This is a genomic window from Anaerohalosphaeraceae bacterium (assembly GCA_037479115.1).
Lineage (GTDB): Bacteria > Planctomycetota > Phycisphaerae > Sedimentisphaerales > Anaerohalosphaeraceae > JAHDQI01.
Genome location: JBBFLK010000003.1, coordinates 126,313 through 138,017 on the forward strand (window position 1 = coordinate 126,313; position 11,705 = coordinate 138,017).

At 56.5% G+C, this 11,705-nt stretch carries 8 protein-coding genes; 7 read left to right on the forward strand and 1 reads right to left on the reverse strand.

Features of this window, described 5'->3' with window-relative positions; translation table 11 throughout:
* The 6 genes from ptsP to WHS88_02585 are packed head-to-tail and all read left to right on the forward strand — an operon-like array spanning position 1 to position 8,365.
* On the forward strand, positions 1 to 1,737 hold the full coding sequence (ptsP, locus tag WHS88_02560; GenBank protein ID MEJ5259053.1) for a phosphoenolpyruvate--protein phosphotransferase: 1,737 nt from the start codon (positions 1 to 3) through the stop codon (positions 1,735 to 1,737).
* Positions 1,738 to 1,761: 24 nt separating this feature from the next.
* Positions 1,762 to 2,412, forward strand: a complete 651-nt coding sequence (locus tag WHS88_02565; GenBank protein ID MEJ5259054.1) for a TIGR03936 family radical SAM-associated protein — start codon at positions 1,762 to 1,764, stop codon at positions 2,410 to 2,412.
* An 18-nt stretch (positions 2,413 to 2,430) separates the two neighbouring features.
* Positions 2,431 to 3,957 (forward strand): Rne/Rng family ribonuclease, encoded by a 1,527-nt coding sequence (locus tag WHS88_02570; protein MEJ5259055.1) that lies wholly within the window; start codon positions 2,431 to 2,433, stop codon positions 3,955 to 3,957.
* A gap of 47 nt (positions 3,958 to 4,004) precedes the next feature.
* Positions 4,005 to 4,973: a KpsF/GutQ family sugar-phosphate isomerase gene (locus tag WHS88_02575; protein MEJ5259056.1), complete on the forward strand. Its 969-nt coding sequence runs from the start codon at positions 4,005 to 4,007 to the stop codon at positions 4,971 to 4,973.
* 8 nt (positions 4,974 to 4,981) lie between these two features.
* Entirely contained in the window at positions 4,982 to 5,509 is a 528-nt protein-coding gene (locus tag WHS88_02580) for an HAD-IIIA family hydrolase (GenBank protein MEJ5259057.1), read from the forward strand.
* A gap of 3 nt (positions 5,510 to 5,512) precedes the next feature.
* Positions 5,513 to 8,365 carry a hypothetical protein gene (locus WHS88_02585; protein MEJ5259058.1) on the forward strand — a complete coding sequence of 951 codons (2,853 nt, stop codon included), beginning with the start codon at positions 5,513 to 5,515 and terminating at the stop codon, positions 8,363 to 8,365.
* Between the two features lie 57 nt (positions 8,366 to 8,422).
* Here the strand turns inward: WHS88_02585 and fusA are convergent, their stop codons facing one another.
* A complete protein-coding gene (gene fusA, locus WHS88_02590) occupies positions 8,423 to 10,459 on the reverse strand; it encodes an elongation factor G (GenBank protein ID MEJ5259059.1) in 2,037 nt (678 codons plus the stop codon).
* 656 nt (positions 10,460 to 11,115) lie between these two features.
* Here fusA and WHS88_02595 point away from each other — a divergent pair.
* A complete protein-coding gene (locus tag WHS88_02595; protein MEJ5259060.1) occupies positions 11,116 to 11,574 on the forward strand; it encodes a hypothetical protein in 459 nt (152 codons plus the stop codon).
* Positions 11,575 to 11,705 lie beyond the last annotated feature (131 nt).

Genomic DNA, 11,705 nt, shown 5'->3' on the forward strand with positions numbered 1-11,705 from the left:
ATGGAACTGCGAAAAGGCATAGCCGTTTCACCGGGGATAGCCATTGCCCGGGCGATGGTGATTGATTCGAAGGATTATCGAATTCCCCGCCGGTCGATTATGGCCTCCCAGCGCGCCGGCGAAATCAAACGGGTTCGGCGTGCGTTTGCGGATGCCATCCGCGAGCTGGACCAGATTCAGACGGCCAAGCGAATTGAGGAGGGCTCGATTCGGGACATTTTCGCCGTGCACATGCGGTTTCTTCGCGACAAGCGCTTTCTCAAGCGGATTACGGATTACATCGAGAAGGAGCTGGTGACGGCGGAATATGCCGTTTCGACGATTCTGCGGGAGATTGCCTCGCATTTTGAGAAGGTCGATGATGTCTATATCAGCGAACGGGCGGCGGACATCTACGATATTGAACGGCGTCTGCTGACGCATCTGCTGGGCAAGGTGGCCGAAGAGGTCGAGCACCTCCGGGAGGAAGTGGTGATTGTCGCCCATGACCTGGCTCCGACTCAGACGGCCAGTTTCAACAAAACCTTTGTCAAAGGGTTTGCAACAGAGCGCGGCGGTCGGACCAGCCATACGGCGATTATCGCCCGCTCGCTGGGGATACCCGCCGTCGTGGCGCTGGAAGGGCTGATGAGCTGCGTGACGGCTCAGAGCACCGTCATTATCGACGGCAACCGCGGGTTGGTGGTGATTGACCCCGATGAGACCACGCTGGAGGAATACCGCACCTATGCCCGCCGCTTTACGGAGTTTGAGCATGAGCTGGACGGCTTTCGGGATCTTCCGGCCGTCACCCGCGACGGCGTGCCGATTACCCTGCTGGGCAATGTGGAGTTTCCGGATGAGGCGGAGGTGGTCCTGCAGAAGGGCGGTCAGGGCATCGGGCTGTACCGGACGGAATTTTTGTATCTGTACGGCGGCACCGAGCCCACGGAGGATGACCACTATCATGCGTATTCGGAAGTGGCTCGGCTGATGAACGGCAAACCCATCGTCATCCGGACGATGGATTTGGGGGCGGATAAGGTGCCCCATACCACGCGCCATCCGCAGGAGGCCAATCCGGTGCTGGGGCTTCGATCGATTCGATACTGCCTGCAGAACCTGCCGCTGTTTAAGACGCAGCTGCGGGCGATTCTCCGGGCCTCGACACTGGGGGATGTGCGGGTGATGTTCCCGCTGATTACCACTATGCAGGAGCTTCGCCAGGCCAAGATGATTCTGCGGGATGTGATGGAGGATTTGGACGAATACGGGGTCCCGTACAATGCGCAGATGCCGGTGGGGATTATGATTGAAACGCCCAGTTCGGCGCTGACGGCGGGCCTTTTGGCGCTGGAGAGCGATTTTTTCAGCATCGGCACCAATGACCTGATCCAGTACACCCTCGCGGTGGACCGGGGAAACGAGCATGTTTCCACGATGTACTCCGGGGCGGAGCCGGCGGTGCTGTATCTGATTCGCAGTGTAATACACGATGCCAGCAAAGCCGGCATCGGGCTGAGCATCTGCGGGGAAATGGCTTCCGAGCCCGAGTTTGTGATGCTGCTGCTGGGGATGGGGGTGCGGATTCTGTCGATGGCTCCGCCGCTGATTCCGGAGGTCAAGAAGATTGTCTGTTCGGTCACGATTGAGGAGTGCAATCTTCTGGCCCGCAAAGTGGCAACCATGGATTCCCAGCGTCAAATCAAGAATCTGCTTCGAGATGCAGCCAGCCGGATTCTGCCGGTGGAATACTGACATAAACGGCGGAGGCGGATTGGGATGAACCGGCGGACAGCCATGAGGATTGTGTTTGATATTCAGGGGGATTTGTGTGTTCTTTCGCATCGGGAAACGATGACGATGTGGGCCCGGGTCCTGGCCCGTTCCGGGCTGCCGGTTTCCTTCAGTGCGGGGTTTAATCCGCATCCGCGTCTGTCGCTTCCTTTGCCGCGTGCGGTCGGAGTGGAAGGCGAAGGGGAAGTGCTTTGGGTTCAATTGGAAAGGGTGTGCACCCTGTCTGAAACGGAAGGTCTGGCTCAGAAACTTCCGGCGGGCTGCACAATCCGGTGTATCGAGGTTCCGGCGAGTCCGGGTCCCCGGCAGGCGGTGCGAGCGGATTATGTTTTTGAGCGGGGGGAAGAGGTTTCTGCAGACTTCTGGCTCGAGCGGCTCCAGTGGGCTCAGCAGCAGCTTTTGTCAGGAGAACCGATTTGGCGGGAAAGACAAAAACCCGGCCGGCAAAACAAGATTCTGGATGTTCATTCGTATCTGGAGGGAATCCGCGGGGATTCCGAGCGGATTTGTCTGGTCTGCCGAATCACGCCGGAGGGGACGCTTCGTCTGGAGGAAATGCTGGACTGGCTGGGGCTGAAACGGGAGGACCTTGCGGGGCCTCCGCGAAGAAACAATGTAGTCTGGACGGACAATTGAGCAGCGGGGTTTGTAAAGATGGCACGTGAAATGCTGGTAAATGTTGCAGAAGGGGAAGAATGCCGAATCGCCGTCGTGGACGACGGGGTGCTGGAGGAACTGTACATCGAACGGGCCAATGTGGCCAGCACCGTCGGCAATATTTATAAGGGCCGTATTGTCAATATTGAGGCGGGGATTCAGGCGGCGTTTGTGGATTTTGGGCAGCCCAAGAGCGGCTTCCTGCACATCAGCGACCTGCATCCGCGGTATTTTCCGGAAGGGCAGGACAAGGAGGAGGAAAAAATCGGCCGGCGTCAGTCGGTAACCCAGCGTCCTCTGATTCAAAAATGTCTGAAGAAGGGAATGGAAATTATTGTGCAGGTGATTAAGGAGGGCATCAACACCAAGGGCCCCACGCTGAGCACCTATATTTCCCTGCCGGGCCGGTATGCTGTTTTGATGCCCTGGATGAATCAGGTGGGGGTTTCGCAGAAGATTGAGGATGAAGCGGAGCGCAAACGGCTTCGGGAGCTGGCCTCGACGCTCAAACTGCCCAAGCAGTCGGGACTGATTATCCGCACAGCCGCGCAGATGGCGACCAAACGGGAGCTGCAGAACGACGTGTCGTATCTGTCGCGATTGTGGAATGCGATTCTCAAACGCAGTGAGACCGAAAAGGCCCCGGCACTGATTTATCAGGAGTCGGATTTGGTCATCCGGACGGTGCGGGATATTTTTGACAGCCGCATCAGCAAGATTTACTGCGACAGTGAGGCTATTACCCAGAAAATTAAGGATTTTCTGGGCATTGTGCAGCCGCGGATGTGCAGCCGGGTGGTTTATTATGACGGAAAGGTGCCGCTGTTCAGCCGATTCCGAATTGAGCAGGAGATTGAGAAGATTCAGTCTCCGTATGTGCCGCTCAAGAGCGGCGGCTCGCTGGTGATTGAGCAAACCGAGGCGCTGGTGGCCATCGATGTCAACAGCGGCAAATACCGCAAACAGGACAACGCCGAACAGACGGCCCTGAAGATTAATCTGGAGGCGGCCAAGGAGATTGTGCGGCAGCTGAAGCTGCGGGATTTGGGCGGCCTGATTGTCTGCGATTTTATCGATATGCGGGACGGAAAGAATCGCCGGGAGGTGGAGCGGGTTTTTCGGGAGGCGCTCAAGAGCGACCGGGCTCGTTCGCGTGCCCTGAAGATGAGCCAGTTCGGTCTGATTGAGCTGACGCGGCAGCGCATTCGTCCGTCGCTTCAGCTGAGTACCTATCAGAAATGTCCGCATTGTCAGGGCCGCGGGCTGGTCAAGAGTTATGAATCGCAGGCGATTGAGCTGATTCGTCTGCTGCAGACGGCGGCGGCCCGCAAAGAGATTCAGAAGATTGAGCTGCGCGTCCAGCCGGAGGTTGCGGATTTTCTTCAGAATCAGAAACGGTCGGTCCTGGTGCGCCTGGAAACGGAAAATGAAAAGGAAATCGCGGTCCATGCAGACTGGAAAGCGGATGGGCAGACTCCTAAAATCACTTGCTATGATGCGCGAGGCAACGAGGTGAAAATTTGAATAAGAATGGGACAAAATCAAAGGAATGTTCCTCAATAAAGCCGGATTTGGCTTATGCCAGACGGGTGATTGAAGCAGAAGCGGCCGGAATCGCCGGGCTGGTTTGTTTGGTGGAATCGGCGGCTTTTGCGGAGGCTGTGCGTCGGATTTACGAATGCCGCGGTTCGGTTATTGTGACGGGGGTCGGCAAGGCCGGCCAGATTGGTCAGAAAATCAGCGGCACACTGGCCTCAACGGGGACGCCGAGTCATTTTCTGCATCCGACCGAGGCGCTGCACGGCGACCTGGGCCGGGTCGGGCCGGAGGATGTAGTCCTGGCGCTCAGCCACAGCGGGCGTAGCGATGAAATTCTGCGGCTGGTGGAGCCGCTCAAACAGCGAGAGATTTCGCTGATCAGCATTGTGGGAGACGGGCAGTCGCCGCTGGCCCGCTACAGCGATTTGGTGCTGTGCATGGGCGTTCAGGAGGAGGCCTGTCCGCACGGTTTGGCGCCGAGTGTTTCGACGACCTGTATGCTGGCCCTCGGAGATGCGCTGGCGCTGACGGTGATGAAGGCGCGGAACTTTACAATCGAAGATTATGCGCGGTTTCATCCCGGCGGGGCTTTGGGAGCCCGGCTGATTACCGTGGGCCAGTCGATGTGGTTTAAACGGGGCGAGACCCTGCCGCTGGCTCTGGAGACGGATACGGTGGAGGAGATGCTGAACAAGACGGCTGCGCTGAAGCGCCGCGGGGCGGTGATGATTGTGGATGAGGCGGGCAGACTGAAGGGGATTATTACGGACGGGGACCTTCGCCGTGCGATGACGCGGCTGGGCGCGGAGGTGTTTGCCCGCAGGACGGCGGACTTAATGACATCGCCCTGCAAGCGGGTGACGGAAGAGACCCTGGCGGCCGAGGCGATGGCGATTTTCCATAAATACCGGATTGATGAACTGCCGGTGGTGGATGCACAGGAACGGCCGGTGGGGTTAATCGATGTACAGGATATTGTCAGTCTGAAAATTGTTCAGTAAGGATGGAGATGGCGGCCAAAACCCGAGGAAATCTGAATCGAATTCGTCTGCTGCTTCTGGATGTGGACGGGGTCCTGACCGATGGGAGTCTTCTGATTCATCCGGACGGCTCGGAGAGCAAGTGGTTTAATGTCTATGACGGACATCGGATTCGGATGTGGCAGCGGGCGGGTCTGCTGTGCGGGCTGCTGAGCGGCCGACAGTCGGAGGCGACGCTGCGGCGGGCCGAACAGCTCCAGATTTCGCTGGTTCTGCAGGGCTGCGCGGAAAAACTGCCTGCCTTTGAGCAGGTGCTGTCGGATATGCAGCTGGAGCCGGATGAGGTGGCCTATGTGGGGGATGACTGGATGGATTTGCCGATTCTGCGGCGGGTCGGGTTTGCCGCAGCGGTGGCCAATGCTCCGAAGGAAGTGCGGCAGTATGCGGATTATGTAACGGCCTGCGAGGGGGGAAAGGGAGCCGTGGCGGAGGTGATTGAATATCTTTTGCGGACGACCGGACGCTGGGATGACCTTTTGAAACCATATCAGGTGTAGCCGATGGCGGAACGAAGTTGGATTCGAAGAACAGCATTAGCCGCAGCGGGGCTGGCCGCCGCCGCCGCGGTCTTTATAATTTTCGGGCGGCTCAGTCCGTCTGTATCTGTTCCGTCTCCCAAGACGGCTCCGGTTGCTGTGCCGGATATTCCGAAACGGTCCGGAACGGAAAACCGTCCGATTGCAGATACGTCAATTGAGCTGGTGGAAAACAGCCGCTGGGTGCGCCGCGACCCGCAAACCAAACGGGTCATAGAAATCGGCGGTTTTACCAAACTGCTTACGCCCACGGAAGGCACGGCGTACTGGATTGTAGAGTCCCCGTATCTGATTCGGTATGAAGACCGTTTCGTCTGCCGCATTGACGCCCGACGCGGACGGATTCAGATGGACACCAGCGGGCAGGTTCCGTCCAATGTCGAACTTCGTGAGCAGGTAATCCTGCAAATACGGGCACCGGAGGGCCAAGAGGACGAAATCTCCGCGCAGATTTTTCTGGAGGATTTGACCTACAACAGCGAACGGTCTGAATTTTTCACCGAAGGCCCCGTTCAGGTCGTCTCACAGGAAGCCGAGCTGAAGGGAAAGGGGCTGATGCTTGTTTACAATCCGCGTTTGAGCCGGATGGAATATCTGGAAGTGCGGAATCTGGATTATCTGCTGATTAAAGAAGCAGCCGGACTTGGCACGTCCGATTCAGCCAAAGAAGCCGAAGGCGGGCCCGCAAACATGCTTGCGGGGCCTTCGGAAAAAGACGGACAGTCCGCTTCCGCATCGGGGACTGCCGAACCGCTTTACTACGAATGCAGCCTTCGAGACGATGTGGTGGTTCAGTACGGTACGCGGCTGGTTGTGGCCGGAGCTGACCAGGTCAACATTCGTCAGATTCTCTGGCAGAAAAGTGCGAAGGACTCAGCGCCGGCAAATCCGCCGCGTCCGGAACCGATGTCGTCGGAGCCGCCGGTTCAAGGGCCGGTTTCGCTAAAGCTGCCGGAAGCAGAAACAAGGACAGACAACCCGGTCCGGCCTGCGGAGAATGAGGTCTTGATTACCTGTCGGGGCGGGGTTGTTATTCAGGCTGCACCGGAGCAGAAGCCGACCGGAGAAATGAAACCGGTCTCAGCGGTCGAGATGATCGGTCGGCTTCGGATTGAGCGGCTGGCGGACGATTCCCAAACGAGGATTCCGCTGGCGGTTTGTTCGGCCCTGCGGTATGTGCTGGCCGAGGATGTGCTCGAATTGTTTTCGGATTCCAAAGACAATCCGATTTGGCTGTATCTGGACCGCTCCGGAGACCGAATCCGCACCCTGGGGAATGTCTTCTGGGACCGCCGGAGCAATCTGGCGCGGGTTGACGGACCGGGACAGGTCTTTCTGGAAGGAGATGCCTCAAAATCCGGTGAAGGCCGCAAAGAGGTGCTTTTCCATGGACCGATGGATTTGGAGTTTGCTCCGGCACCTTCGGATTCACTGCTGTCGCTGAAAACGGCCAATCTGGCCGGCGGCGTGGAGGCCCTTTGGGAAAAGGAGGGCCTTCGGAGCCGCTCGCAGCAGGCCTTTTTGGCCTTCGAACCGCTCACGAGCAAACCGCGTCTTCTCGATTTGAAAGGCAATGTCCAGTTTGAAACCAACTCAGGGGGACAGTCGTCGCGAGTCGAGGCCCGGCAGTCCACGTTTCATTTTGACCCGTCCGGACAGGTCAAACAGGCCCATTTGGCCGGACAGGTGCGGATGACGACTCCGGACCAAACGGTGGAGTCGGATTCAGCGGACATTGCTTTCGAGCAGACGAAGGAGGGCCGCCTGGTGCCGGCCCAGGTCCAGCTGCAGGGCCGTTCTCAGATTCAAAGCCGACCGCAGGAAGACCTGCCTCCGGCCCGGTTTGAGGCCCTTCGCATCGATTATGATTTCCTTCGGGGCACCGCCCGTGCAGCGGGCCCTGTCTTCTTTGCCTTTTATACGCCTGCAGACGCCTCCACGCCGCTCCGGACGGAACCGATTCCGGTGGAAATTACGGCGGAGGATTTTGCAGAGTTTTCGACGGACGGGCGGGGGACGATCGAGCAGGTCGTCTTTCGGGGCAAGGTGTCGGCCCAATGGAAAGCCCAGGATGAGCGAGAACAGATTATCCGCCGTTTTTACGGTGACCGGCTCCTGGTTCAGCTCGGCCGCGGCACCGGAGGAGAACAGCGGATTCGCTATATTTCCATGCAGGACCAGCAGGTTTTGTTTGAATCGCTGCATTTTGCAGACCGCAAGAAAGTCAATCATCTGCGTCTGACGTGTCGGCAGTTCGAATATTTCGGACAGGAGGATCGGATTGTCGCGGTCGGTCCCGGAAAAATGGAGCTGAATAACCAGCAGGTTCCGGCTTCCTCGGACAGCGCGGGGCCGTTCAGTTTCCAAAGACCCTGTTTTGCTTATATGGAAGGGTTTGACCGGCTCAGCTGGCGGCTGTCCGCCAATGAGTTTTCCGGCGAGGGCACCGAGGGCATCTATCTGAATTACTGGCCGTTTGAAAACGGTCAGCTGGCGAATCAGATTATTGTTCAGTGTGTGCGGGTCCGAGCAGCCTTTTCCGACAAAGGCGGCGGGCGAAATGAACTGGATTTCCTGCGGGCGGACGGCGGCGTCGAATACCGCGAGCACAAGCAGGGCGGACGCTATCTGCAGGGAGATGTCCTGACCTATGAAAAGCAGAACGGCTGGGTTGTGATAGAAGGCAGTCCGGAGCGTCCCTGCAAGGTAAACGGCGTGAATGTTCCGCTTATTCAGTACCATCCGCAGACCGGTGAACTGAAGACCCGGCTGAGTCCGTCGCCGTCCGTTCTCACTCCCCAGAGTCCTGCCCCGTAAAAATAAAAAAGCCCGCCGTCTGCCGGCGGGCTTTTGGATCGAATCTCCGTTAGGCGGCTATTTTTCTTCCGCCTGTTTTTCTTTCTTGTATTGGGCCACGACCTGCTGCTGGATATTCGGCGGAGTCGGTTCGTAGTGGCTTAGTTCCATCGAGTAGCTGCCCTGGCCGCCGGTGACGCTTTTGAGCTGGCTGTTGTAGTTGGCCACTTCCGACAGGGGCACCTGGGCCCGAATCAGAACCATCCCGCCCGGAAGCATTTCCTGTCCGGTAACACGTCCGCGCCGGGAGGCCATATCGCCGGTGATGTCGCCCATGTTTTCCGCCGGAACGGTAATTTCCATATTCACGATGGGCTCCAGCAGCACCGGTTTGGCCTTTTCGAGTGCGTCGATAAAGGCCCCTTTGCCCGCGGTTCGGAAGGCCACTTCTTTGGAGTCAACCGGGTGGTGCTTGCCGTCATAAATAGATACTTTTATGTCCTGCATCGGAAAGCCCGCGACAATGCCGCTTTCCATGACATCCTGAATGCCTTTGAGAATCGCCGGCTCAAACTGTCCGGGAATGGTGCCGCCGTAAATATCCCAGCTGAAAATCAGCGGCGGGTCGGAATCTCGCGGGGCCGGTTCAACCCGAAGGAAGACTTCGCCGAACTGGCCGGCTCCCCCGGTCTGCTTCTTGTGCCGGTAGTGTCCTTCCGCCTTGGCGGTGATGGTTTCGCGATACGGAATCTTGGGCGGCTTGGTGTGCACGGATACCTTGTAGCGGTTTTCCATCTTGGCCAGCATAATCCGCAGGTGCAGGTCTCCCAGTCCGCTGATAACCAGCTCTTTGGTCTGCGGGTCGCGGTTGACCTTGAAGCAGACGTCTTCTTCGCACAGTTTTTCCAGCGCACTGCTGAGCCGGTTTTCATCGTTTCGGGAGGCCGGCTCCAGGGCCAGCGAGAACATCGGTTTGGGAATCGCCGGCAGCTCGAATTTGCCGGAGAATTTCCCGTCGTGCACGAGCAGACCGTGGGAAAGTTCGTCGATTTTGGTCAGAGTGATGATGTCCCCGCAGGTTCCGACCTCGACTTCTTTGATATCACCGCCGAGCATTTTGAGCGGATGGCCGGGTCGGATGGCCTTGCGGGCGTCGCCGACGAACAGCTGGGTGGAGGAATCCAGCTTCCCGCTGAAAATTCGGATCGATGCGTATTTCATATTGGACCGGGCATCGTATCCGACACGGAAAACCAGACCGGCAAAGGGCCCGTTGGGGTCGGGCGTAATTTCCATTTTTTTCTCGCCGTCCAGAAGAACCGGCGGTTTGACATCCGCAGGAGACGGAGCGTAGAGCGCCAGCATGTTCATCAGTTCCGGAACGCCGACTTCGGTTTTGGCGTTGGTGAACAGGATGGGAATGACCGTCCCGGACACGAGGGCCTTGACAAAAACATCGGAAATTTTTTCGTCCGGTATCGTCTCGCCGGCCAGATAGCTTTCCATCAGCTCATCATCGGCTTCAATGATGCTCTCGAGCAGTTCCGTATGAGCTTTGGCCACATCCATTACGGGGGATTGGCCGGTTTTGTTGCGAATGCAGTCGATTACGGAGTTTTTGTCGGAGGCAGGCAGATTGGCCGGACGGCATTGAGGACCGAAGGATTCCTGAATCTGGCCGAGCAGTTCTTTCAAGTCGGCGTTTTCCGCATCGATTTTGTTGACGACGATAATCCGGGCTTTTCCGGCGGAGGAGGCGGCGGCAAACAATTTTCGCGTGTTGATTTCAATGCCCGCCGAGGCACTGATTACGATGACCGCCGTGTCTGCGGCAGGAATGGACATCAAAGCCGCCCCGATGAAGTCTGGATAGCCGGGGGTATCAATGAGGTTGACGGTCTTTCCGGCGTGGGAGAAATACAGCAGCGATGAATAAATGGAATGCCCGCGGTTTTTCTCCTCTTCATCAAAGTCCGACACGGTGTTTTTCTCGTCAATGCTTCCTAAGCGGTTGATAACACCGGCTTTATGGAGAATAGACTCCGCCAGCGAGGTCTTGCCGGCACCGCCGTGTCCTAAAAGCACCACATTTCGAAAGTCTTTGATTGCTGCCACGCTTGTCAACCTCCAAACTGAAAACCTTTATTTTCCTCTTTCGTGTAAAAAGCGAGATTGTACAGGGAAAATGCTCCGCCGACAAGTCTTAAATAAAGGAAAAGAACACTGTAAAGATGTATGGGGTATTGCATATCCAGATAATCCGTTAATTTTGCAATCTAATTTGACCAAAGAATCCTCTTTTGTACAATTTAGGTTTGTTTATGAAGCAGGCGTTTTTTCTAACAGTTTGCTTGTTTGTCTTTTGGCAGACCGATTCTGTCTTCGGAACGGAAACAAACCGTCCGCGCGTCTATGTTCTTTCCATTTTGCAGGTTCATTCCTCGGATGAGTTTACCTGCCGGGTTGATGAATGGAAACGCATCAAAAATATTCCGCTGCGTGTTAAAGTGCGGGGGTTGGGAAAGGAGGGAAGCCGGCAGGAGGGACGGGACACTCTGGAAACCCTCTTGCGAGGAAGCGGAAAAGAGCTTGTTTTGCGCAATATTGAAGATCGGGGGTACTTCCGCATTTCGGCCGATGTTTTTGCCGGTCCTGTTAACCTGGCAGAATTAATCACGTCTCTGGAGGAGGGTTCACAAACACAGACCCAAGAGAATTCCCCGGAAGTCGAACCGAAAGAGACACAAAAGTTGCCTATTTCCTTAGCAGAAATGAACAAAACAGTCCGGGTCCGGCCGAAACGTCAGGAGATTCAAATCGAGAACCTTTTGAAGAAAGAGGCGGATTTATCGGCCCTTCGCGAGGATGTGTCGATTCGGGAGGCCCTCGAGATTATTCGAACCTCCGTCGAGCCGCCGCTGCCTCTGATTGTATTGTGGCCGGATTTAAGCCGGAATTTGCTGATTGAACCGGACCGCCCGATTGGTCTGGAAATCCGAGGCCAAATGTCTTTGGGGTTGGCCCTCGAACTGGTCCTTTCTTCTGCGAGTCCCGTGGGGCGAAAGGCGGTTCTGCTTCGGGAGGAAAATGTCTTTTTGGTTGTCAGTTCGCAGTTTGCAGCCCTCAGGATGCGTCCGAAAGTCTATGATATTGGAGAGTTGACCTCTTTTTGGGTTCTGGAGGAAATGAACTCTGGGAATGCAGGCAATTCCGGAGGTTACAGAAAATAAGACTCCTGAATCCGTGATTTTGTTTTTCCTCTTATCTTTTTCGTCCGATAATCGTAGAAATCAAGAAAGCCGAAGAGAACAGCGGTTGTTTTCCGATTAAGGATATAGTGTTCTTAACCGATAACGAAAGC